The sequence below is a fragment of the Bradyrhizobium sp. CB82 genome (assembly GCF_029714405.1).
Lineage (GTDB): Bacteria > Pseudomonadota > Alphaproteobacteria > Rhizobiales > Xanthobacteraceae > Bradyrhizobium.
This window is the reverse complement of the sequence record NZ_CP121650.1, coordinates 5,273,501-5,295,649: the sequence shown is the minus strand read 5'-3', so window position 1 is coordinate 5,295,649 and position 22,149 is coordinate 5,273,501. Positions and strand designations below refer to the sequence as shown.

Sequence of the window (22,149 nt, the reverse complement as noted above, 5' to 3'; positions counted from 1 at the left end):
CGTCATGCAGCAAGACAGCGCTGAGCCGATCGACCTCGCCGCCATCGTGGCCGATCTCAACAGCCTGTTGCGGCTGAAGACGACGGTGATCGGCATGAAGCTGTTTGCGCGCGTTGCGGACATGGAGGCAAGTCCGAAGATCCGGCGGCCGAATGCGGTTCACACCACCGACCAGATCGTCAGCATGGCCTCGCGGCTCGGCTGGACCGTCGGCATCACCGCCGACGATCTCGTAGGCAGCCAGTGCCGCGCGGTGATCGGGCTGGCGCCGCAGGATGAAAAATGGCTTGCGGGCGAGAACTATGTCGGCGTGTGGCACGGCACGGCCGAGGACGCGCGCAAGCGCCAGGAGGCGCTCGACGTGGTGCCGTTCGGACAATATCAGGCACTCGCGGTGAGCCCGCTGGCGAGCGGCACTGACATTTGCCTCGTCTATGCGACGCCGGGGCAGATGATCATCCTGATCAACGGGCTGCAATATACCGGCTACAAGAAGTTCGAATGGGGCGTGGTCGGCGAGACGGCCTGCGCGGATTCCTGGGGGCGGGCGTTGAAAACCGGCGAGCCCAGCCTGTCCTTGCCATGCTATGCCGAACGGCGCTATGGCGGCGTGCCGGACGAGGAGATGCTGATGGCGCTGAGCCCGGCGCATCTCGCCAAGGCGATCACGGGCATGAAGACGCTGGCGAAAAACGGCCTGCGTTATCCGATCCCGCCCTATGGTATTCAAAGCGACGTCCGTGCCGGCATGGGCGTGAGCTACGCGAAGAAGTAAAGGCCAGTCATGAGCTCTGCGAAATTCGACATCGTCGTCTACGGCGCGACCGGTTTCACCGGCCAGCTCGTCGCCGAATATCTGGCGGCGCATTACAAGGACGACAAGGCGCTGAAATGGGCGATGGCGGGCCGCAGCCTCGACAAGCTGAAAGCGGTGCGTGATGCCATCGGCGCGCCTGCCGACACGCCGCTGATCGTGGCGGATGCATCGGACGCCGCCTCGCTGAAGGCGATGGTTTCGCAGACGAAGTCGGTGATCACGACGGTCGGTCCCTATCAATTCTATGGCGAGAATCTGTTGGCTGCCTGCGTCGCTGCGGGTGCGGATTATTTCGATCTCTGCGGCGAGCCGGTCTGGATGCGGCAGATGATCGACAAGTACGGTGCGGCCGCCAAGGCAAGCGGCGCGCGCATCGTGTTCTCCTGCGGCTATGATTCCGTGCCGTTCGAGCTCGGGACGTTCTTCGTGCAGGAGGAGGCGAAGCGCGTGTTCGGCGCGCCGGCGGCCCGCGTGAAAGGCCGCGTGCGCGACATGCGCGGCACGCTGTCAGGCGGCACCGCCGCGAGCGCGAAAGCGACCTTCGACGCCGTCGCCAAGGATCTCAGCCTTGTCGCCATTCTCAACGACCACTTCGCGCTGACGCCCGGCTTCACCGGACCGAAGCAGCCAAAGGGCAACAGGGCGGTCTTCGAGGAGGACCTGCGATCCTGGGCCGCGCCGTTCATGATGGCCCTGATCAACACCCGCAACGTCCATCGCTCCAACATGCTGATGGGCTTTCCCTACGGCCAGGACTTCGTCTACGACGAGATGGTTTTGACAGGTCCCGGCGAGAAGGGCGAGGCCAACGCGAAGCGCGTGATGGCGGCGAATGCCGAGAAGACCGGTCCGAACGCGCCGAAGCCGGGCGAGGGGCCGTCGAAGGAAGAGCGGGAGAAGGGTCTCTTCAATCTGCTCTATGTCGCGATCGCGCCCGACGGCCGCCAGGTCCGCGCCGGCGTCACCGGCGACCGCGATCCCGGTTACGGCTCGACGTCCAAGATGATCTCCGAATGCGCGATCTGCCTGTTGCGCGATGCGCCTGATGTTGCGGCCGGCTTCTGGACCCCGGGCGCAGCGATGCAGCACAAGCTGATCGAGCGGCTCGAGGCGCACGCGGGGCTGACGTTCAGGGTGGAGAGCTAAGTGCAGCTGCGCGCCACAATCACCGTGTCATCGCCCGGCTTCGACCGGGCGATGAAGTATGCCAGAGACAGTAGTGATTGAGCCGAGAGGCTGCGGCGTACGGGATGCCCCGCCTTCGCGGGGCATGACAATGTGCCCCGCTACGCTGCCCGCGCATCGTATGCGTACATGAAATCCATCCCCTTCGAGCTCAGCGGCAGCAGCCATTTCAGCATCTGATCGCGGATGAAGGCGCCGGTAGCCGAGAATTCGCGCTTGCTGTTGCCGTTGCGGCGGGCCATCGCGACGATCTTCTCGGTGCGCGGGCGGCGTTCGGCCTCGAAGGCCTGGAAGGTGGCGCCGAGCTCCTGGCCCTCCTGCATCAGGCGCGCGAGCCGCATCGCGTCTTCCAGCGCAAGCGAGGCGCCCTGGCCGGCATGCGGGCTCGTCGCATGCGCCGCATCCCCGATCAGCAGCGAGCGTTTGCGCGACCAGGTCGGCAGGGTCGCAACATCGAGCGTATCGGTGACCACGATGTTCTCCGCCGCATCGATGATCGCCGGAATCGGATCGTGCCAGCCGCGATGGAAGTCGCGCAGATGCTGCTTGAGCGTCGCCTGATCCTGCATGCGGAACATCGCCGCGTCCATGCCATGCGCGGGCTGCGTGCTCCACCACATCACGCCGTCATCGGGATCGGAGCTGCAAAAGCCGTAGCCGAAGAAGCCGCTCTGGCCGAACGTGGTCTCGACGCGCTGGCCGATCGCACGGCCGGCAAGCACGCTGCGCGGCACGAAGCCGCCGAAGCCGATGAGGCCGGTGTTGAAGGGTTTTGGCCCGTCCGGCACGACCTGCCGGCGCGCCACCGAATGCACGCCGTCGGAGCCGATCAGGAAGTCGGCTTCCGCGGTGGTGCCGTCGGCGAAATAGGCGATGATCGGCTGGTCGCCGCGGTCCTCGATCTTGATCAGGCGCTTCTCGAAGTAGAGCGAAACGCAGGAACACCAGGCCTTGTCGACGAGGATCTCGTTCAGTGTCGCGCGACAGATATTCACCGCGGGCTGGCCGAAGCGCCGCTCCATGTCGCGGTTGATCGAGCCGAGCTTTTGCCCGCGTTGCGAATAGAAGTCGAAGGCTTCAGCGATCGAGCCGCGGCCGGTTACCTCGCGCGCGAGCCCGAGCTCATCCATCACCTGCATGCCGTTCGGCGCGATCTGAAGGCCGCCGCCGATCCCCTTGGAATAGGGCCAGGCCTCGAAGATCTGTGCCTCGATGCCGGCGCGGCGGAGCAGAATTCCGGCGACGGGCCCGGCGATGCCGGCGCCGATGATGAGGGCCTTGCGGGGATGTATCGACATGGCTTGCTCCTGGGACTGCTGCGGTGCTAGTAAAAATCACGGCCACTGATTATCTTAGTGGCTAAGATATATACTCGCTAAGAGATGAGGCTGGGCTTGTCAAGAGGGAAAGCGCGCGCAGGCTTGGTGCAGCAGCTCGAGGAAGCGATGCGCCGTTCGTCGGCGCAGGGCGTGCTGTACGGCCAGGCGGTTGCGAACGTTGCCGGAATTTCCGGTTCCGACCTCGAATGCATGGATTTTCTGAATCTGGAGGGGCGTGCGACTGCGGGCCGCCTCGCTGAGGTCACGGGGCTGACGACGGGCGCCATCACGGGTGTGGTCGACCGGCTCGAGAAGGCGGGCTACGTGCGCCGCGAGCGGGATGACGCCGATCGCCGCAAGGTGTTCATCACCATCGTGCCGGAGACCACGGCCGAGATCGGCAAGCTCTACGTACCGATGCAGCAGGCAATGCACAAGATCTGGAGCCGCTATTCCGACGAGGAGCTGCGGCTGCTGCTTCGCTTCGCTACGGACGGCTACAGGGGCGTGCTGGAAGCGACCGAGGCGTTGAAGGACCTCCTCGACACGCCGCCCGAGAAGCGCGCCGATCTCAAGACGCCGAAGCCTCGTCGCTGATCGGGGGCGCGGCCTTGTAGGCCTGCGCGGCCGCGATCATGCCCCACATCGCCCCCAGCATCATCCAGAAGTGTCGCCAGTGATCGGTGTCGATCACAAAGCTCTCGCCGACGGTGCCGACGAAGGCGGAGAAGATCGCAAGATAGGCGCGCTGCCAGGGCACGCGGACGAAGACGTGGCGAAAGCCCGTGATCACGGTGGTGAAGACCAGCGCGGGATAGCAGATGCCGGAGAGCCAGCCGCCCGACATGAAGGCGTTGAGATAGGAGTTGTGGGTGTCTTCCGGGAAGTAGCGGTGGAATTGCAAGGGGCCGATACCGAACGGCAGGTCGAGCGCCATCTCCGCGCCGAGGATGTGGCGGCCGAAGCGGCCGAAACGGCCTTCGTCGTAGCTCTGGTCGAAGCTCGCGCGCTGCTTGAACATCTCGGCGATGGAGTCGAACGAGAGCAGGATCGCGATCAGCGCCAGCCCCAGCGCGGCCGCAACCAGCGCCATGATGATGATGCGCGAGCGCTGCGCATTGCTCGGGCTGGTCAGGACCATCAGAGCCAGCATGAAGCCGGAGGTCAGGATCAGGCCGCCCCAGGCGGCGCGCGAGAAGGCGAGCAGGATCGCAAGCGCCATGATGGCGAACGCGATCGCGTTGCGGAATGCACTGGCCAGCTTGTCCGAGACGACGCTTTGCAACGTGAACAGCGCCGGCAGAATCAGGAACGCGCCGAGCACGTTCGGGTCCTTGAACGTGCCGCGCGCGCGCTCATAGAGCGTCAGCAGGTCGTGGCCGCCGGGAACGAGATTGAAGTAGCCGGCGATTGCCGATAGCGATGCGACCATCGCGCCGACCACGAGGCCGCGGCGCAGCATGTCGAGCCGTGCCGCCGTATCCTCCGATGTGACCATGGCGAAGAACACCACCGTCACCGCCATGTACCAGGAGGTCGCGATCCAGCTTGCCACCTCGGTCTGGCCGAGCAGCGGAATGGCGCTGACGGTGTATCCGACATTGAGCATGACCAGCAGCAGCACGAGCGGCATGAACACGAGGCGGAGCCGCAGGCCCGTGGCGAAGAAGGTGACGGCCGCAAACAGCGTTACGATTTCGTAGGGGCTGGGCTCGATGAAAACGACCGCGCCGGAGGCGCCGACCAGCCACACCATCGCGCGCTGCAAGGCCAGCACGCCGGGCGCAGCCGGCGCGGCTACGTTTATTCCCCCGGCTGTCGCCGCATACGCCATCACACGCTCACACGTTTACGCAACCAACTCGCGCCGTCATCGCCCGGCTTGACCAGGCGATCCAGTACTCCGCGGCGCGTGTTGCAGGAGACGGCCGGCGCTGCGGGTTACGGGATGCCCCGCCCCAGTGCGCAAGTGCGCACAAGGCGGGGCATGACAAAAACTCAATAGGCATTCTCGTTCTTGGTCAGCAGCGAGATCGGCGTCTTCAGAAGGATGTAGAGGTCGAACAGCACCGACCAGTTCTCGATGTAGTACAGGTCGAACTCGACGCGCTTCTGGATCTTCTCTTCGTTGTCGATCTCGCCGCGCCAGCCGTTGATCTGGGCCCAGCCGGTGATGCCCGGCTTGACGCGGTGGCGGGCGAAATAGCCGTCGACGGTCTCGTCGAACAGCCGACTCTGGAGCTTGCCCTGGACGGCGTGCGGCCGCGGGCCAACGAGGGAGAGATTGCCGGAGAACGCCACGTTGAAGAGCTGCGGCAGCTCGTCGAGGCTGGTCTTGCGGATGAACCGGCCGAGACGCGTGACGCGCGGATCGTTTTTGGTGACGACCTTCGAGGCTGTCGGGTCAGCCTGATGGTGATACATCGAGCGGAATTTGTAGACGTCGATGCGCTCGTTGTTGAAGCCGAAGCGTTTCTGGCGGAACAGCACGGGGCCGGAGCTGTCGAGCTTCACCGCCAGCGCCACCAGCGCCATCACGGGAAGGGCCGCGAGCAGCGCGAGGCTGCCGACGATGCGGTCGAACAGCCATTTCATCACCAGGTCCCAGTCGGTGATCGGCGCCTCGAACACGTCGAGTGTGGGCACCTCGCCGAGATAGGAATAGGAGCGGGGACGGAAACGCAGCTTGTTGGTGTGCGCGGAGAGGCGGATGTCGACCGGCAGGACCCAGAGCTTCCTGAGCATCTCAAGGATGCGCGTTTCCGCCGAGATCGGCAGCGCGAACAGCACGAGATCGAGGCGGGTACGGCGGGCGAACTCGACGATGTCGTCGACCTTGCCGAGCTTCGGCGCGCCCGCGCAGGTGTCGAGCGCGCGGCTGTCGTTGCGGTCGTCGAACACGCCGAGCACGTGGATGTCGGAGTCCTGCTGCGCTTTCAGCGCCTCGACCAGCTCTTCGCCATTGCGGTCGGAGCCGACGATGATGGTGCGGCGGTCGAGCCGGCCCTCGCGCGCCCAGGTGCGGACCAGGGTTCGCAGCAACAGGCGTTCGGCGACGAGCGCGGCGAGGCCAAGGAAGAAGAAGGCGGCGAGCCACACACGCGAGACTTCGCTTCCGAACCTGGCAAAGAAGGAAATGCCGATGAACAGCAGGAACACGAACGACCAGGACGAGATCATCCGCGTCATCTGGCGGAGCTGACCGCGGAAGAGCTGCACCTGATACATGTCGGCCGCCTGGAAGCAGATCACGGCTGCCGCTGCGACGGCAGAGGTCGTGGCGAGATATTCCCAGCGGAAGCCGGTGTGCGGAGCGACGTAGCCGAAATAGAGCACCGTGCCGACGAGACTGAGCAAGACAAAATCGGCGACGCGCACGAAGCCGGCGATCACGATCGGCGAATAGGCGCGGGCGACCTTCTGGTTGACGACAGCAAGTGCTGCCGGCGAAAGCCGGCGACGACGTTCGACAAAGGGCTTGTCAACGGGTGCGGTCGTGGCACTGGTCGCGGCGTCGAGCATCGAGCGTGCGTTGAGCGGTTCCACGGTCGTCCACGTCCATTCCTGAAACCCGTCGGACGCGCATACAGGCGCGCGAAGCGCGGGGGCCCCCTTGCTCTCGCTTATCGGACAAATCGGAAGAAATTCTAAAGCCGCCTTAAGGGTGGTTAATGATTGGCAAACGCGTCGCGGTAGCCGGCCAGCACGCCATCCACCATCGCCTGCTGGGAGAAGTGCGCCGAGATCCGCTCGCGCAACTTCGCCGCGCGGTGGGCGGTCCCCTGCGGATCGTCCAGCGCAGCCACAATGGCCTCCGCCATGGCCTCGGCATTGCTCGGGGCGAAGAGGGCGGAACTCTCGGCGTCGAGAATCTCGGGGATGCCGCCGACCTTCGCGGCGATCATGGGGATGCCGGCCGCCCCGGCCTCGATCACGACATAGGGCATGGAATCGCCGCGCGAGGGAACGACCAGGAGGCGTCCCTTGGAGAAGCCGTAACGCGCCTTGACGTGGCCGATGAAGCGGATCGAACCTGCGAGCCCTAGCTTCTCGACCTGCGCCTTCAGCGACGCCATCTCCTCGCCGTCGCCGCCGAGCGTCAGCGTCACCCTCCTGCCGTCCGCATGCAGGCGGCCCACTGCGTCAACGAGGAGGTCGGCGCCCTTGATGTGACGGAACTCGCCGACATAGGCGAGGTCGGTCGCATCGTCGGAGGTGACGACGGGCTCGAATTCCTCCGGCGTCACGCCGTTGAAGACGCAGCGCACTACGCCCTTGGGCGTGCCGACGATGCGCTGATAGGTGTCGCGGGCAAAGGCGCTTTCGAACAGAAACAGGTCGGTGCTGTTCATCAGCGTCCGTTCGAGTCGCGCGTAAAACTCGCCCTTGAAGGTGTGCAGAGGATAGTGCAGCGAGCCCCCGTGCGGGGTATAGATGCGGATGGTATCGTCCGAGCGCCGTCGCATGCGGACGAAGGCGCCGGCCTTGGCACCGTGGCCGTGCATCACATCCGGATTGAGCTTCCCGATCAGGCGCCTCATGCGTAGCCACACGAGAAAGTCGTCGGGCGATGGCTCGCGGCGGATCGCCAGCCGATGGACACCAAGCTTGAGCCGCGGCGCGATCTCGGCCAGCGCATTCGCGGCGCGCGCGCCGCCGGTGAGGTTGTCGGTGAGAATGCCGACGTGATGTCCGCGATCGACCTGGCCGTTGGCGAGGTCGAGGATGTGGCGGAAGATGCCGCCGACTGGGGCGCGAACGGCGTGCAGGATGCGAAGCGGCTGGGCGGAAGAGGGGGGCATGATCAGAACCAGCGCTCGCAGAGCGACGACGGAGCAATCCACTCAAAATATCGCTCCCGATTAAGGAACCACATGGTTAACAAACGGTATTCGCGCGCGGATGCGAGCGCGCTTTGTGCACCCCCATGGCGCGATTAACCCAGCGGCAACCTTAATGGAGTGTAATCGCGGTGGTTGAGGTGGGTAGTGGCGTTGCCCTGCGGGAGTATGCGATGCGGTTAGCGTTCTGGCGTGCCGGCAAGGACAAGGCCGTGATCGACCGGGCCTTGCACAAGCCCGAGCCGAGGCCCGCCGCCGCTGTCGCGCGGCAGGCGCAAGCCGAATCCGGCGACATCGATCTGCATGCTCTCGGCGCCGCACTCAATCGCAGACGCAGCGTCCTCATCGTGCCGACGGCGCTGGCACTGGTGCTCGCGCTCGCCGGCGTCAATCTCGTGACGCCGCGCTACAAGTCGGAAGCACGCATCCTGATCGACGGGCGCGAAAACGTCTTCCTGCGTCCGTCCAGCGACCGCAGCACCGAGGAACGGCAGGCGCTCGATGCCGAGGCCGTCACCAGCCAGGTCCAGCTCGTGCTGTCGCGCGATCTGGCGCGCGAGATCATCAAGAAAAACAAGCTCGCGGAGCGGCCCGAATTCGATCCGGTGCTCCAGGGCGTCTCCCCGCTGAAATCGCTGGCGGCATTGTTCGGAATCGGCCGCGATCCGTTCTCGATGACGCCGGAAGAGCGGGTGCTGGATGCCTATTACGACCGCCTGACCGCCTATGCAGTCGACAAGTCGCGCGTGATCGTCGTCGAATTCCAGTCGGCCGATCCTGAGCTGGCCGCGCGCGTCGCCAATTCGATCGCCGACGGCTATCTGGTTCTGCAACAGAACGCGCGCCAGGAGCAGGCGAAGTCGGCCAGCCAGTGGCTGTCGGGCGAGATCGAGAACCTGCGCAAGAAGGTCTCGGAAGCCGAGGCCAAGGCCGAAGATTTTCGTTCCAAGTCGTCGCTGTTCGTGGGCACCAACAACACCACGCTGTCCAATCAGCAGATGGGCGAGCTCAACACCCAGCTCAACAATGCGCGCGCGATGAAGGCGGATGCCGAGGCCAGGGCGCGGCTGATCCGCGAAATGCTCCAGAGCGGCAAACCGATCGAGGCATCGGAGGTGCTGAATTCCGAGCTGATGCGCCGGCTGTCCGAGCAGCGGGTGACGCTGCGGGCGCAGCTCGCTGAGCAGTCCTCGACGTTGCTCGGCAATCATCCGCGCATCAAAGAATTGAAGGCGCAGATCGGCGATCTCGATACGCAGATCCGCGACGAGGCGGGCAAGATCTCGCGGTCCCTGGAGAATGATGCGCGGATCGCCGGCAGCCGCGTCGACAGCCTCACCGTCAGCCTCGAGCAGCTCAAGAAGCAGGCGACCTCGACCAACGGCCAGGACGTTCAGCTTCGCGCGCTCGAGCGGGAAGCGAAAGCGCAGCGGGACCTGCTGGAGACATATCTCGCCAAATATCGCGAGGCCAATACCCGCGAGACCATCGACACCACGCCGGCCGAAGGGCGCATCATCTCGCGAGCGATCGTCTCGAACACGATCGCCTATCCGAAAAAGCTGCCGATCGTGCTTATCGCCACGCTGGCGACGCTGTTGCTCAGCACCGGCGTCGTCGTCACCGGCGAGCTCCTACGCATGACCGCGCCGCGCGCAATCGCCGCATTCACGCCGGTCTCAGCCGTTACGCGCATTGCTCCCCCCAGTGGACCGGCAATCGAGCCCGAGCCCGTGGCGGGCGAGTCGGCGCCGCTGCAGCCGGAGATGGCTTCCGACGCAGCTATCACCGAGTTCGCCGAGATCGAGCAGGTTGCCGACAGCCTGCGGCGCGCCGGCGCCGCCGCGCGCAAGGTGACGGTACTCGGCACCGCGGCGGGCGAGGGCATCACGCTGACCGCGTTGACGCTGGCGCGCCATCTGGCGCGCGATGCGCGCGTCGTGGTCGTCGATCTCGCCGCATCGTCGCCGACGATTTCGGCCATCTCGGCCGATCCCGCTGCACCTGGCCTTGCCGAGTTGATGCAGGGCGAGGCCTCGTTCGCGCAGATCATTACCAAGGACAAGCTCTCGCGACTGCACCTGGTCGCAGCAGGTCGTCCGGGCTTCGACCGCTGCCTGCTGCAGTCGCCGCGCGTGACGCTGGCGATCGATGCCTTGCTCCGCGTCTACGACCACGTGCTGCTCGACGCCGGTACCGCCTCCGACCTGCCCGCCGAACTGCTGACCACGAACGCTCGCGCCGTCGTGGTGCCGGACGCCGGCATGCCCACTGACGCCGGTACCTCGATGTGCGAGCAGCTCAAGGCGGTCGGCTTCGGCGGGGTGACGATGCTGAAGAAGCCGGTGCAGCCGTCGGATGCGGTGGAAGCACCGCGCGTGGTGGCGGCTTGATCTCTGACGAACTGGTCTTGCGATCGAGGTTCGAGCTTCGTTTGCGCGCGGTCTTTTCGAAAAACCGCTTCACACTTTTCCGGACCATGATTTGGCCTTACTGCGTCATAAACGCTCTAACTCCTCATCCCGAGGAGCTTGCGAAGCAAGCGTCTCGAAGGATGTGGGCCACAGGCGTGGCCTCATGGTTCGAGACGCGCTTCGCGCTCCTCACCATGAGGGTTAGTGACACAGTAAGGTTAGGGTTCGCCCTTGCCTTGGGCGAAGCGCCGGAGCTTCTCAGGCGCGAGCTTAGGATGAGCATGTGCGATACATCGCCAATAGGCGTTTTCCGCGCAGAAAGATGGTTCGGGGCGTTAAGCCCCCACGATCCGCGATCCAGCGCTGCACCGGCGCGGGATACATCAAATACATCATCCGGGTTGCGCCCGGGTTCGTGACAGGCCTTCCGCGAGGACCAATATCCCAAGCGGCGTGGAACGCTAGCTCTGCCTGAGAAGTCACACAAATCCTGTCAGAGGGTACGGTCGCCAGGACAATGGTGCAAGCAGACGCGCAGAAACCATCGATGATTACATTCTGTCCCGAAGCGCGCAGCCGTTCATATTTGTATATGTACTTCCCAATCAATCCGCCGGGGTCGTTTGTGATCCGCACGGCGGCATCGCTGGCGCGCGATCCGGCTACCAAGAGCGCAGCGACCACCAGCCCGGTCCCGCATTTCATGCCATCGCCCCCGATCGGTTGGACAGCCCCGCACTGTGCCCAATCTCAATCCTCTCGGACGAGCCGCATCCAAGCTTGATCTAGATCAACAGTAATGTTGATGGCTCTCCGGCGCGACGATGCCTCGAAACCGGTCATAGGGTACCGTGGAGTTCGAGTGCATCGCCGCCGATGAAGCTGGCCCGGTCGATCAGATCAGCGTCAGGGGCCGTGGTCGTCGGTAGAAGACATGACCAATCCGACAACCGAGCGACAAACCGTCGAACGGACTAAGAACAAAGCCAAATGATCACCAAGGCTATTGGTAGGCCCACACCCAAGGCACCGCCAATCGTCAACGCAAAAGCCGAAAGCAGGTTGGCTTCGGGCTGCATCTCACGCCCGCGCATCTCGTTTCCTCCATCGAGCCCCCAACAGGCCTTTGCCCGCCGCCCAAAAAGGATGACCGATCCCCCGCGTGAGGCTGAACGCTCATGGTTAAGATAAGATTAACGGTGCCCCGCAATGCACAACGCCGCACTAGCAGCCTGCAATCGGATGCTGGAGCATCTGAACTTTGCATAAGAGGGGGACTGGCGGTGAGCCCTTAGCGCCCACCGCCGACAATCCGGGCACTTCACCAACAAACGTTCACGGGGACGACGCGCCACCCCCAGCCAGTCCAGACCCGGCGCCATCTCGTACAACCATCCCACCCCGCATAGCCCCAACCCGGAGCACCCCAGCCCCAGCCGGGTCCCCAAGCTGCCGCACTGGCGAGCCCTAGGCCTATGCCAAGACCCACGGCCGGTCCGCGCCAACCCCAACCGCCGCCGTGCCAACCTCCCCCTCCAAATCCGCCGTGAAACCCGCGCTGTGCGGAAGCAGCGCCCGGCGCGAGAGCAAAGACCGCAGCGACACCGAGGGCGAAAACGGCCTTCTTGACCATGGAAATCTCCCGTAGGTTGAAGAGTTGCGCGAAGTAAACGCCCAGTATTCCGGTTTTGTTGCAGTCCCAGGTGGGACGGCAGCGAGAACTCTCGTTAGGTGGCCACCCGATCTTCGCTGTCCTCGCTGTGCATCACGATCCAGTGCGCCTCATCCGGCAAGGGTCAATGCCTTCGCCTCGTGCCAAAAAACGCACGACGGAGGCGGCCCATGCCACCTTCCACAAGGGGAGAGGGGAGGCGTGCAAGCGGAGGAAGCGTCCGCTCTACCCGAACGCCCGGCGCAGTTTTCGCGCAAGGTCGAACAGCATCTGGTTCTGCTTCACGAGACGCTTGCCATGGTTGAGCGAGGACATCGTCATCGCTGCCAGCTTGCCGTGTGAGGTCAGAGGGACAAAGCTGTCAAAGATCTCTTCGTCGCTTTTGCAAAACAGGCGCTTGTAGTCGTCCGATCCGATGCCGAGATCGAGTGCGTCATAGCCGGCTTCCGCGTAGTGGTCGATGACGTTGCGCATCAGGACCAGGCCGGGGCTGTAGCGCGCGTGCTCCGACATCGTGTAGGTGTTGAACATGATCGAGATGCGGCCGCCGTCGGCGACGCCGGCGAAGATCGCGATCGGCTCCTCGTCGCATTCCAGCGCATGGATGTCGATGACGCGGCCGTCGCCGCACCGCGCCAGGCACGCCGAGCGGATGAACGCCTCCACGCCGGGCTCGGCGAACACGTTCGGCAGCCTCTGCTCCGCCATCCGTACCGGCTTGACGCGGAAGAACCAGTCGAGCAGGCGGGTAATGTCGTCATCGGTGGTGGCGAGGTGGTAGCGGTAGCCAGTGAGCGCCTGAAGCTTCTTTTCCTTGCTCTTCAGACGGCGGCGAAAGGAATTGCTGATGCGCGACGCCGGCGGGCCAGCCGGCGGCATCGTGAGCAGCGGGCAGCCGTTGATGGAATTCTGGCGCGGCAGAAGCGCGAACGGGTTTTGCTGGTCGCGCCAGCGCATCGGCTGCTGCGACAGCGCGAGCACATCGACGCTGCCGTGCGCGCGCAGGGCCGCGAGCAGCGCGTCGAGATCGGCGGTCTCGGCGTGGCCGGCGAAGTCGGCGTCCCACAAGCCCATGTTGAAGGTCGTGTGCTTGCCGCCCATGAAGCAGGCGACGAAGACGCCATGGTTTTTCCGCGTGCACAGCGGCAGCACGACGAGCGGCCGGCGCTCGGAATCGCGGGCAATAACGATGAAAGGCGTCGCGCCTTCGTGTTCGCCGACGAGGCGCTGCCAGGGGGCGAGCAGGTCGAAGCGCTGATAGGGCGTGAAGAGCTGGCTCGTTTCCTCCAGCGCGCGCCAGACCGGTTCGGCCATGGTGAGATCGCTGACGATTTCGACCTCGGCGATACGACTCGCTTTCGACCGCGCTGGCGCTTCTGCCGTCCGGCTTTGAATCGCCGCAGCTATGGTCATTCGCAGAACCTGTCGAGAAAACGGAGAATAAGCGTAATTCGGCCTGCGGCCGACCTTTGCAAAGAAACGTCAACAAAGAGTAAGGACAATGGAAAGGAGACCGGCCGCTCGCCGGTTCGCGAAGGGTGGATCTTGGCCTCCGACGACCGATGGATGGAACGGCTGCGGCTGGAACTCGCCTGGTTCACCGCCCAGCACCGGCTGCGCGGACGGAGCACAGGCGGCGCCGGTGCGATCCTGCGCTTTCAGCGCGTCAGGCCGCGCGGGCGCGCGCCGTTCCGGCCGCTGCTTGCCAACGAGATCACGCCAAATTTCCTCGAGCGCGTGCTTGGCGCGCTGAAGCGGTGGAAGTTCGACATCGTCGGCATGGATGAGGTCTGCCGGCGCGCGGTGACGCTGCCCGAGCGGCGGCGCTTCGTGGCGCTGACCTTCGACGGCGCGTACAAGGATCTGGCCACATTCGCCTATCCGGTGCTGTCGCGCCACGCCGTGCCCTTCACGGTCTACGTGCCGACTGCCTTTCCCGACGGCGTCGGCGAAGCCTGGTGGCTCGCGCTCGAACAGGTGATCCTGCGCGAGAGTCGCATCAGCCTGATGATGGGCGACCGGGAGCAGCGCTTCGTCGTCACCGAGCGCGCAGAGAAGCAGGCGTTGTTCACGCTGCTCGAAGAGTGGTTCAGAACCTTGCCGCCGGCGGAACTGTCGAATGCGATCAACGATCTCTGCAAGCGCCATCGCGTCGATCTCGCCGCGGTCTCGCGCGAGGCGTCGATGGATTGGTCGGATCTTTCGAAACTTGCGGCCGACCCGCTGGTGACGATCGGCAGCGCCACGGTGAACTATGCCGCGCTCGCCACCATGAAGGATACCGCAGCCGCGCGCGAGATGGCGATGGGCAAGGCGGTGGCGGAGGCCGCGTTCCATCGCGAGATCGGACACTTTGCTTATCCGTTCGGCGATCGCATCTCATTCCGGCGCAGCCACGTGGTGATGGCGGAGGAGGCTGGCTTTGCCAGCGCGGTGTCGACGATTCCTGGCATCGTGGATGTCGCGGGGCGGACCAATCTGCGCGCGCTGCCGCGGATTTCCTGGGACGGCCGCTGCCGCTCGCTGCGAATGCTGCGCGTGCTCGTTTCGGGCGTAACGTTTCCGCCTGTGAAGCCGACGGGCAGCGCGAATTCTTGAATCTGTCAGGCCGGGTCAGGCCGCTGCATCCAGCTCACGACCGGCATTGCCGGCAGCACCCAGCCCATGCCGACCACGACGTAGTAGATCGCCTGCCGCCAGCCGGATTCCGCGATCCACGGCATCTGCGCCAGCGCCATGCCGAGCAGCGCCCACGTCGCTGCCAGCACCAGGAGCGCGATGGTACCGAGGAACTTGCGGGTGCGGATCTTCATGGCGGGAAATTGCGGCTTTCGCGTAACTTGCGCTGCGGGAGCCGGGGACTATAAGGGGCGCGCAGCCTGGTTCAAGCATTGGTTTTCCGGCCGAAATGACCACGATATCAGCTCCATCCGACCCGCATCGCGCTGTGCACTGGTGGCTCGTCTCCGTCGCCGCGCTGATCGCGCTGATGGTGCTGGTCGGCGGCGCGACGCGGCTGACGGAGTCCGGGCTCTCGATCGTCGAATGGAAGCCGGTGACGGGCGCGCTGCCGCCGCTCACCGAGACGCAGTGGACCGCGGCCTTCGAGGACTACAAGAAGATCCCGCAATATCGCGAACTCAATGCCGGCATGAGCCTGTCGGACTTCAAGACCATCTTCTGGTGGGAATGGAGCCACCGGCTGCTCGGCCGCTTCATCGGTGTCGCCTATCTGTTGCCATTCCTGTTCTTCCTGTGGCGCGGGGGTCTTTCGAGCGAATTGAAACGGCGGCTGTGGCTGCTGTTCGGCCTCGGCACATTGCAAGGCGCGGTTGGCTGGTGGATGGTGGCCTCCGGCCTCTCTGAACGAGTCGAAGTGTCGCAGTATCGGCTGGCGACGCATCTGGTTCTGGCGCTGCTGATCTTCGCCGGCATCGTCTGGACCTTGCGGCGGCTCGGCGCGCGGCGGGAGTTCGTTGCCTCGATGCGGCTGCGGTTCACGAGCGCGGTGCTCGTCGTCGCGACCTTCGTGCAGCTTTATCTCGGTGCGCTGGTGGCGGGCTTGCGGGCCGGGCGCGCCTACAACACCTGGCCCGAGATCGATGGCGCATTCATCCCGTCGGCGGAGCGGCTGTGGTTCGAGACGCCATGGTGGCGCAACCTGTTCGACAATGTGCTGACCGTGCAGTTCGAGCACCGCATGATGGCCTACACGCTGTTCGTGCTGGCGGCGCTGCACGCGTTCGACGCCGTGCGCTCACGTGCAGGTACTGCTGCAAGCGGCGCCGTATGGCTATTTGCGGCGGTGAGCTTGCAAGCCTTGCTCGGCATCCTGACACTGCTGAACCAGATGCCGATCGGCCTTGCGCTAGCACATCAGGCGGTCGCGATCCTCGTGCTGACGCTGGCGGTGATGCAGGCCGAGCGGCTCGCGGCGCGCAAGCCTGATGAGACCTATGCGCGCGTCATCTCAGTGAGCCAGACCGGCTGATCAGCAATAGCCGTAGACGCCGCAGGCGTAGGGCAGGCGCCACCAATAGCCGACCTGGGGACCGCCGTAATACGGCCCCTGATAGTCGTAGTCCCAGGGGCGCCCGTAATAACCCGGCAGCGTGTAGGAGCCCGGCAAGAGCGGCGTGCCGGGCAGATTGCGGATGTAGCTGCCGACACCATAGGCCGGCGAAATGAGCGCATCCGGATCGGTCTCGACATAGACCTTCGGCGGCTCGGGAGGCGCGATCGTGGTGCGGTACTTGTAATGCGGCCGGGGCAGGCCCGGCGGCAATTGCTCGACCTGGCGCTTCTTGCGCACGGCGACCTGATCGGCAGCGAGCGCATTCGTGACCATCAGCACCGCCGCAAGAAGGTACATTATCCAGCGCAGCATGACCGGCTCCGAATCAATTGAGGCGATCCAGTATCCAGTATGTCAGTCTACGCCGAAGGGGGCGTTAACGGGAAAGCTGGGATTTCCGGCCGAAGGGGCCGCGCAACCGTAATGGCTGGCGCCGGGATCGACCTGACGGCGTGCGCCGGCAGGTCGCGGCTCGATCGGACGTGCCTCATGCGGACTGCGCGGCCGGTTGCGGCATCGCATCCGGGACTTCTGCCGATGTCTGCAAATCGGCTTCCCATCGGGCGATGGCGGCCGTTGCGATGCCGTTACCGATCACGTTCGTCATGGTCCGCCCCATGTCGAGGAACTGGTCGATGCCCATGATGAGCAGCATGCCGGCCGCCGGCAGATCGAACATCGGCAGCGTCGCTGCCACGACCACCAGCGACGCGCGCGGCACGCCCGCGATTCCCTTGCTCGTGACCATCATGACCAGCAGCAACGCGGCCTGCTGCGCGAAGCCCATGTCAACGCCGTAGGCCTGGGCGATGAAGAGGCCGGCGAAAGCCTGGTACATCATCGAGCCGTCGAGATTGAAGGAATAGCCGAGCGGAAGCACGAAGCCGGTGATGCGCTCGTTGACCCCATATTTGGTCATCTGTTCGAACGTCTTGGGAAATGCCGCCTCGCTGCTGGCGGTGGAGAAGGCCAGCAGCATCGGCTGGCGCAGCAGCCGCAGCAGGTTGAAGACCGATGGTCCGAGCACCAGCAATCCGGCGCCGAGCAGGACGCACCACAGTACGGCCAGACCGAGATAGAACGACCCGATGAACTTGCCATAGGTGACGAGGACACCGAGCCCCTGCGTGGTGATCACGGCGGCAATCGCAGCAAAGACGCCGATTGGCGCGAAATGCATGACGAAATCGGTGATGCGGAGCATGATTTTTACGAGCTCGTCGATCAGCGACGTCACCAAAGCGATCTTCGCTGGCTTGAGCGACGAGATGGCCAGGCCGAAGAACAGCGAGAACACAAGGATCTGAAGCACTTCGTTCTGCGCCATGGCCTGCGCGGCGCTGGTCGGGAACACGTGCGTGATGAAGTCCTTGAAGTTGATGCCGCCGGTCTGCAGGTTCGTTGCGGCATTCGCCGCCGGAAGTGAGAGGCCCATGCCGGCGCCGGGCGCGAAGAGATTGGCGAACAGCATCCCTAGTCCGAGCGAAATCAGCGATGCCGTCAAAAACCAGCTCAAGGCCTTGGCGGCGATGCGGCCGACCGCCCTCGGCTCCCCGAGACTGGTGATGCCCGCAACGATCGTGGCGAACACCAGGGGCGCGATGATCATCTTGATCAGGCGCAGGAAGATGTCGGTGACGACAGAGAAATAACCTGCGATCACCTTCGCCTGCTCGGGCGATGTCGCAAGACGGTTGCAGAGATAGCCGACCGCGACGCCAAATATCAGGCCCAGGGCGATGAACTTCGTCAGCAGATGGCGGGATGTCGCGGCAGAGACGTGCATCATTTTCTCCTAAGGGGCTTCGCTCGCTGTAATCCCTTAGGCGAGCCCGCGGCGGTCGCGCCAATGCCGTGTTGGAACGACTCATTCGTGATATGCATAAGGCGGAGTTGGCCCGTGGCGCGGGCCTGTCGCCGTCCGGAGAATCCATGGAACTGAAGTGGCTCGAAGACTTCATCAGCCTTGCCGAGACGCGAAGCTTCTCGCGGTCGGCCCAGGAGAGGAACGTGACGCAATCCGCGTTCAGCCGCCGTATTCAGGCGCTCGAGTTGTGGCTCGGCGTCTCATTGGTCGATCGTAGCACCTATCCGACGACTTTGACGGCCGAAGGCAAGCGGTTTCGAGAAACGGCGGAGGAAGCCGTCCGCATGCTGAAATCGAGCCGTGCAGATCTCCTGAATGCGCGCGCCAGCACACAGATCGTCTCCGTGGCGGCGCTGCACACGCTGTCCCTCACGTTCTTTCCTGGATGGTTCAAACAGATCGAAAAGCAGACGGGGCCGCTGGCCAGCCGCCTCCTGCCCGACGATTTCCACAACTGCCTCCAGGCGCTTGTCGAAGGCGGATATGATTTTCTCCTGACATTCCATCATCCGAGCGCGCCGATTCTGCTCGAAACCGATCTCTATCCGCATCTCGTGCTCGGAAGCGATGAACTTGTGCAGATCAGGAGTGCCGCGTCATCCGAGGACGAGGCCAGATCGTTGCCGCTGCTCGGTTATGCGAAGGCCTCATTTCTCGGCCGAATTGCCGCGGTCGCGCAGGGCCAGGACGAAATGCCGGCGGCAGCGAGCGTCCACGTCAACGAGAACGCGATGGCCGAAGCGTTGAAATTCATGGTGCTGGCGGGCCATGGAAAGGCATGGGTACCCCACTGTCTCGTCGCTCGGGAGCTTGCGGCGGGAGACGTTGTTGCAAGCGGCCCGAGGGTGCCGCTTCAGATCAGGCTGTACCGGAACGGTACGAAGCGGCGTGCCGTCGTTGAGCAGGTATGGAGCGCCGCCTCAGCGATGGCCGAAACCGTTATGCAGAACGGGAATACGACGTTCTGAGCGAGCATTGGCGCCCTCTCTTCGGATCCGTCAGGATGGATCGGAAACAGGAGAGAGACATGCTTGGTGTGCTGGGTGGCATGGGGCCGTTGGCCACCGTCGACTTCGTGCGGAAGATCGTCCAGAACACATCGGCGGACCGCGACCAGCATCATATTCCGATGCTCGTGTGCTCGGCCTCGAATATTCCGGACCGGACCGCGGCCATCGTCGGCGTGGGGCCGGATCCGTTGCCTGCGATGATCGACGCACTGCGACGGCTTGAGAGGGCTGGTGCGACGTACATCGCGATCGCCTGCAACACGGCGCACAATTGGCATGGTGCGCTTCAAGAGGCCGCATCGGTACCGATCCTCCATATCGCTGATGCCGTGCTTGACGATCTGAAGAGCAGGAATGTGCGGGAAGGGGTCATCGGCATCCTCGCGACCACGGGCACGCTCCAGGCGGGGATCTATCAGGATCGGCTCTCCCGGCACGGCTTTGCATGCCGGTCGCCTGACCGGCAAGACGAGGTGATGCGGGCGATCTGTCTGGTGAAGGCGGGACGTATCGGCGAAGCCGGCGCGGTCCTGAGGGATCAGGTGTCGATGCTGATCTCGGCGGGGTGTCGATGCGTCATTCTCGCATGCACGGAGATTCCGGTCGCCCTGGACGCCACAGGCGACGATCTGCATGGTGTCACGATCGACGCCACCGATGCGTTGTCGCGCGCCTGCGTTGACGCCTACACGAGAGGCTCGGGACGTGCACCGGCCTGCCCCGTAAGCGCGATGGAATTAGGATGATCGCCATCGCGCTTTAGGTCGTTGTTTGCGCATGATCTCCGCGCAAACGCTCCGCGTTTGTGGCGAGGGAAAACCGCTTCGCACTTTTCCGGATCATGCTTTAGCAATCACAGGCGAATCAAGCGCCCAGCGCCTGTTCGAGATCTGCGATCAGGTCCTCCTTGTCCTCGATGCCGATCGAAAGGCGGACCACGTCGGGGCCGGCGCCGGACTTCACCTTGGCGGCGTCGTCGAGCTGGCTGTGCGTGGTCGAGGCGGGGTGGATCACCAGCGAGCGGGTGTCGCCGACATTGGCGAGGTGCGAGAACAGCGTCAGCTTCGAGACCAGGCTGACCCCGGCGTCATAGCCGCCCTTCAGGCTGAACGTGAACACCGCACCCGCGCCCTTCGGCGCGTATTTGCGTGCGAGCCGGTTGTACTTGTCGCCGGCAAGCCCTGCATAGCTCACTGACGCCACGGCGGAATGGCCGGACAGGAATTCGGCGATCGCCTTAGCATTGTCGCAGTGCTTCTGCATGCGTAGCGGCAGCGTCTCGATGCCGGTGAGGATGAGGAACGCATTGAAGGGCGACAGCGCCGGTCCAAGGTCGCGCAGGCCGAGCACGCGGCAGGCGATGGCGAAAGCGAAATTGCCGAAGGTCTCGTGCAGCTTGATGCCGTGATATTCGGGGCGCGGCTCCGAGAGCATCGGATATTTGCCGTCCTTCGACCAGTCGAAGGTGCCGGCATCGACGATGACGCCGCCGATCGAGTTGCCATGGCCGCCCAAAAATTTCGTCAGCGAGTGGACGACGATGTCGGCACCGTGATCGATCGGTTTGATCAGATAGGGCGTCGCCAGCGTGTTGTCGACGATTAGCGGCACGCCGGCCTTGCGGGCCACCGTGGAGATCGCCTCGATGTCGGTGATGCTGCCGCCGGGATTGGCGATGGACTCGACGAAGATCGCCTTGGTGCGCGGCGTCACCGCGCGCTCGAAGCTCGCGATGTCATCGGGATCGGCCCATACCACGTTCCAGCCAAAGCCCTTGAACGAGTGGGTGAACTGGTTGATCGAGCCGCCATAGAGCTTTCGCGCGGCGATGAACTCGTCGCCGGGCTGGAGCAATTGCTGCATCACCACGACCTGCGCGGCATGGCCCGAGGCGACCGCAAGCCCGGCAGTACCGCCTTCGAGCGCTGCGACACGCTCCTCGAGCACTGCATTCGTGGGATTGCCGATGCGGGTATAGATGTTGCCGAACGACTGGAGGCCGAATAGCGAGGCCGCGTGGTCGGCGTCGTTGAAGACGAAAGAGGTCGTTTGATAAATAGGCGTTGCGCGCGCACCGGTCGTCGGATCGGGCTGTGCACCGGCATGCACGGCAAGGGTCGAAAATCCCGGAAGGCGATCGCTCATTCGTGGCGTCCTGTTCTTGGGTCAGCTGAAAACGCGCGGCATGCTGATCGCGGCGGTGGTCGTCGTCAAGGCACTCGCGCACATCCGGTCTTGTTCGAAACGACCGTGCTTCGCTTTGTCGCGTTCGCGAAGCGAATTTTTCGCAGATGCATCAGTTCTGCTCGGTCTTGTTCTTGGCCGCGCGATCGGCCGCCGCCGTGTGACCGCCACCGAGGCTCATGCGATTGAGCGACAATTGCATGCCTTGCGTCGGCGCGGGCGGACGCTTGGAGCTGAGCGTGCGCGAATTGACACCCATCCAGGAAATCTCCGAGGACAGCCGGCCATATTCGATCTTGGGACAGCGGTTCATCACGACCTTGATACCGGCGGCCTCGGCCTTCTCCGCGGCTGCATCGTCGCGTGCGCCAAGCTGCATCCAGATCACCTTCGGCAGCGGATCGAGCCTCAAGGCTTCCTCCACCACGGGCATGATGTGGCTGGAGCTGCGGAAGATGTCGATCATGTCGACGGGACGGCCGATGTCGGCGAGCGAGGCGACAAAGGGTTTTCCGATGAGCTCCTTGCCGACATGGCCGGGATTGACCGGGATCATGTCATAGCCTCGCTGCGCCAGATATTTGAATGCAAAATAGCTTGGCCGCACATTGACCGGCGAGGCGCCGACCATCGCGATCGACTTCACGCTGTTGAGAATGCCGCGGATGTAATTGTCGGGATAGGTGTCGTGATTCATTCTTTTTTCCTTGTCATTGCGAGGAGCGAAGCGACGAAGCAATCCAGCCTGTCACCGTGGTGGGAGTC

General features: G+C 64.1%; 19 protein-coding genes. 8 read left to right on the top strand and 11 right to left on the bottom strand.

The annotated features are described in order from the left end of the window. The first annotated feature begins 4 nt into the window (after nt 1-4). Together QA640_RS25815 and QA640_RS25810 are read left to right on the top strand one after the other, a co-directional pair. Nucleotides 5-775, top strand: coding sequence for a DUF169 domain-containing protein (locus tag QA640_RS25815; protein ID WP_283035736.1), 771 nt, complete (start codon nt 5-7; stop codon nt 773-775). A 9-nt stretch (nt 776-784) separates the two neighbouring features. Then, nucleotides 785-1,963, top strand: a complete 1,179-nt coding sequence (locus QA640_RS25810; protein WP_283035735.1) for a saccharopine dehydrogenase NADP-binding domain-containing protein — start codon at nt 785-787, stop codon at nt 1,961-1,963. A gap of 140 nt (nt 1,964-2,103) precedes the next feature. On the opposite strand, the gene QA640_RS25805 is transcribed toward QA640_RS25810, so the two are convergent. Next, entirely contained in the window at nt 2,104-3,300 is a 1,197-nt protein-coding gene (locus QA640_RS25805; RefSeq protein WP_283035734.1) for an FAD-dependent monooxygenase, read from the bottom strand. A gap of 147 nt (nt 3,301-3,447) precedes the next feature. On the opposite strand from QA640_RS25805, the gene QA640_RS25800 reads away from it, so the two are divergent. Then, nucleotides 3,448-3,918 carry a MarR family transcriptional regulator gene (locus QA640_RS25800; protein ID WP_283042886.1) on the top strand — a complete coding sequence of 157 codons (471 nt, stop codon included), beginning with the start codon at nt 3,448-3,450 and terminating at the stop codon, nt 3,916-3,918. On the opposite strand, the gene QA640_RS25795 is transcribed toward QA640_RS25800, so the two are convergent. From QA640_RS25795 to QA640_RS25785, 3 genes are all read right to left on the bottom strand, one after another. Further along, nucleotides 3,893-5,155 carry an O-antigen ligase family protein gene (locus QA640_RS25795; protein WP_283035733.1) on the bottom strand — a complete coding sequence of 421 codons (1,263 nt, stop codon included), beginning with the start codon at nt 5,153-5,155 and terminating at the stop codon, nt 3,893-3,895. The genes QA640_RS25800 and QA640_RS25795 overlap by 26 nt on opposite strands. 164 nt (nt 5,156-5,319) lie before the next feature. Next, the gene (locus QA640_RS25790; protein ID WP_283035732.1) at nt 5,320-6,867 is read right to left on the bottom strand and encodes an undecaprenyl-phosphate glucose phosphotransferase; all 1,548 of its coding nucleotides are present in this window, start codon (nt 6,865-6,867) and stop codon (nt 5,320-5,322) included. Nucleotides 6,868-6,989: 122 nt separating this feature from the next. After that, a complete protein-coding gene (locus QA640_RS25785) occupies nt 6,990-8,123 on the bottom strand; it encodes a glycosyltransferase family 4 protein (protein WP_283035731.1) in 1,134 nt (377 codons plus the stop codon). Nucleotides 8,124-8,335: 212 nt separating this feature from the next. Here QA640_RS25785 and QA640_RS25780 point away from each other — a divergent pair, with 212 nt between their 5' ends. Next, nucleotides 8,336-10,555, top strand: a complete 2,220-nt coding sequence (locus QA640_RS25780; protein WP_283035730.1) for an exopolysaccharide transport family protein — start codon at nt 8,336-8,338, stop codon at nt 10,553-10,555. A gap of 291 nt (nt 10,556-10,846) precedes the next feature. Here QA640_RS25780 and QA640_RS25775 read toward each other — a convergent pair whose 3' ends face one another. Beyond that, the gene (locus QA640_RS25775; RefSeq protein ID WP_283035729.1) at nt 10,847-11,281 is read right to left on the bottom strand and encodes a hypothetical protein; all 435 of its coding nucleotides are present in this window, start codon (nt 11,279-11,281) and stop codon (nt 10,847-10,849) included. A gap of 1,192 nt (nt 11,282-12,473) precedes the next feature. Next, nucleotides 12,474-13,661, bottom strand: a complete 1,188-nt coding sequence (locus tag QA640_RS25765) for a GNAT family N-acetyltransferase (RefSeq protein WP_283035727.1) — start codon at nt 13,659-13,661, stop codon at nt 12,474-12,476. 132 nt (nt 13,662-13,793) lie between these two features. On the opposite strand from QA640_RS25765, the gene QA640_RS25760 reads away from it, so the two are divergent. After that, entirely contained in the window at nt 13,794-14,846 is a 1,053-nt protein-coding gene (locus tag QA640_RS25760; RefSeq protein ID WP_283035726.1) for a polysaccharide deacetylase family protein, read from the top strand. Between the two features lie 5 nt (nt 14,847-14,851). Here QA640_RS25760 and QA640_RS25755 read toward each other — a convergent pair whose 3' ends face one another. After that, nucleotides 14,852-15,061 (bottom strand): DUF2842 domain-containing protein, encoded by a 210-nt coding sequence (locus tag QA640_RS25755; RefSeq protein ID WP_283035725.1) that lies wholly within the window; start codon nt 15,059-15,061, stop codon nt 14,852-14,854. A 95-nt stretch (nt 15,062-15,156) separates the two neighbouring features. Between QA640_RS25755 and QA640_RS25750 the strand changes: the two genes are divergently transcribed. Then, a complete protein-coding gene (locus QA640_RS25750; protein WP_283035724.1) occupies nt 15,157-16,239 on the top strand; it encodes a COX15/CtaA family protein in 1,083 nt (360 codons plus the stop codon). Here the strand turns inward: QA640_RS25750 and QA640_RS25745 are convergent, their stop codons facing one another. Both QA640_RS25745 and QA640_RS25740 read right to left on the bottom strand, forming a co-directional pair. Beyond that, nucleotides 16,240-16,635, bottom strand: coding sequence for a hypothetical protein (locus QA640_RS25745; RefSeq protein WP_283035723.1), 396 nt, complete (start codon nt 16,633-16,635; stop codon nt 16,240-16,242). 175 nt (nt 16,636-16,810) lie between these two features. Further along, on the bottom strand, nt 16,811-18,109 hold the full coding sequence (locus QA640_RS25740; protein ID WP_283035722.1) for a dicarboxylate/amino acid:cation symporter: 1,299 nt from the start codon (nt 18,107-18,109) through the stop codon (nt 16,811-16,813). Between the two features lie 146 nt (nt 18,110-18,255). Here QA640_RS25740 and QA640_RS25735 point away from each other — a divergent pair, with 146 nt between their 5' ends. After that, nucleotides 18,256-19,158 (top strand): LysR family transcriptional regulator, encoded by a 903-nt coding sequence (locus QA640_RS25735; protein ID WP_283035721.1) that lies wholly within the window; start codon nt 18,256-18,258, stop codon nt 19,156-19,158. After that, on the top strand, nt 19,098-19,946 hold the full coding sequence (locus QA640_RS25730; RefSeq protein ID WP_283035720.1) for an amino acid racemase: 849 nt from the start codon (nt 19,098-19,100) through the stop codon (nt 19,944-19,946). Before QA640_RS25735 ends, QA640_RS25730 begins: the two co-directional genes overlap by 61 nt. A gap of 118 nt (nt 19,947-20,064) precedes the next feature. Here the strand turns inward: QA640_RS25730 and QA640_RS25725 are convergent, their stop codons facing one another. Together QA640_RS25725 and QA640_RS25720 are read right to left on the bottom strand one after the other, a co-directional pair. Next, nucleotides 20,065-21,345 carry an O-acetylhomoserine aminocarboxypropyltransferase gene (locus QA640_RS25725; protein WP_283035719.1) on the bottom strand — a complete coding sequence of 427 codons (1,281 nt, stop codon included), beginning with the start codon at nt 21,343-21,345 and terminating at the stop codon, nt 20,065-20,067. Between the two features lie 151 nt (nt 21,346-21,496). Next, a complete protein-coding gene (locus QA640_RS25720) occupies nt 21,497-22,081 on the bottom strand; it encodes a CoA-binding protein (protein WP_283035718.1) in 585 nt (194 codons plus the stop codon). Between the last annotated feature and the right edge of the window lie 68 nt (nt 22,082-22,149).

What these genes read in the sequence shown, in the direction of transcription:
- QA640_RS25780 (WP_283035730.1), top strand. Translation starts at nt 8,336, where the DNA reads ATGCGGTTAGCGTTCTGGCGTGCCGGCAAGGACAAGGCCGTGATCGAC.
- QA640_RS25815 (WP_283035736.1), top strand. Translation starts at nt 5, where the DNA reads ATGCAGCAAGACAGCGCTGAGCCGATCGACCTCGCCGCCATCGTGGCC.
- QA640_RS25805 (WP_283035734.1), bottom strand. Translation starts at nt 3,300, where the DNA reads ATGTCGATACATCCCCGCAAGGCCCTCATCATCGGCGCCGGCATCGCC.
- QA640_RS25755 (WP_283035725.1), bottom strand. Translation starts at nt 15,061, where the DNA reads ATGAAGATCCGCACCCGCAAGTTCCTCGGTACCATCGCGCTCCTGGTG.
- QA640_RS25720 (WP_283035718.1), bottom strand. Translation starts at nt 22,081, where the DNA reads ATGAATCACGACACCTATCCCGACAATTACATCCGCGGCATTCTCAAC.
- QA640_RS25740 (WP_283035722.1), bottom strand. Translation starts at nt 18,109, where the DNA reads ATGCACGTCTCTGCCGCGACATCCCGCCATCTGCTGACGAAGTTCATC.
- QA640_RS25795 (WP_283035733.1), bottom strand. Translation starts at nt 5,155, where the DNA reads ATGGCGTATGCGGCGACAGCCGGGGGAATAAACGTAGCCGCGCCGGCT.
- QA640_RS25725 (WP_283035719.1), bottom strand. Translation starts at nt 21,345, where the DNA reads ATGAGCGATCGCCTTCCGGGATTTTCGACCCTTGCCGTGCATGCCGGT.
- QA640_RS25800 (WP_283042886.1), top strand. Translation starts at nt 3,448, where the DNA reads ATGCGCCGTTCGTCGGCGCAGGGCGTGCTGTACGGCCAGGCGGTTGCG.
- QA640_RS25785 (WP_283035731.1), bottom strand. Translation starts at nt 8,123, where the DNA reads ATGCCCCCCTCTTCCGCCCAGCCGCTTCGCATCCTGCACGCCGTTCGC.
- QA640_RS25735 (WP_283035721.1), top strand. Translation starts at nt 18,256, where the DNA reads ATGGAACTGAAGTGGCTCGAAGACTTCATCAGCCTTGCCGAGACGCGA.
- QA640_RS25730 (WP_283035720.1), top strand. Translation starts at nt 19,098, where the DNA reads ATGGAGCGCCGCCTCAGCGATGGCCGAAACCGTTATGCAGAACGGGAA.
- QA640_RS25765 (WP_283035727.1), bottom strand. Translation starts at nt 13,661, where the DNA reads ATGACCATAGCTGCGGCGATTCAAAGCCGGACGGCAGAAGCGCCAGCG.
- QA640_RS25745 (WP_283035723.1), bottom strand. Translation starts at nt 16,635, where the DNA reads ATGCTGCGCTGGATAATGTACCTTCTTGCGGCGGTGCTGATGGTCACG.
- QA640_RS25775 (WP_283035729.1), bottom strand. Translation starts at nt 11,281, where the DNA reads ATGAAATGCGGGACCGGGCTGGTGGTCGCTGCGCTCTTGGTAGCCGGA.
- QA640_RS25810 (WP_283035735.1), top strand. Translation starts at nt 785, where the DNA reads ATGAGCTCTGCGAAATTCGACATCGTCGTCTACGGCGCGACCGGTTTC.
- QA640_RS25750 (WP_283035724.1), top strand. Translation starts at nt 15,157, where the DNA reads ATGACCACGATATCAGCTCCATCCGACCCGCATCGCGCTGTGCACTGG.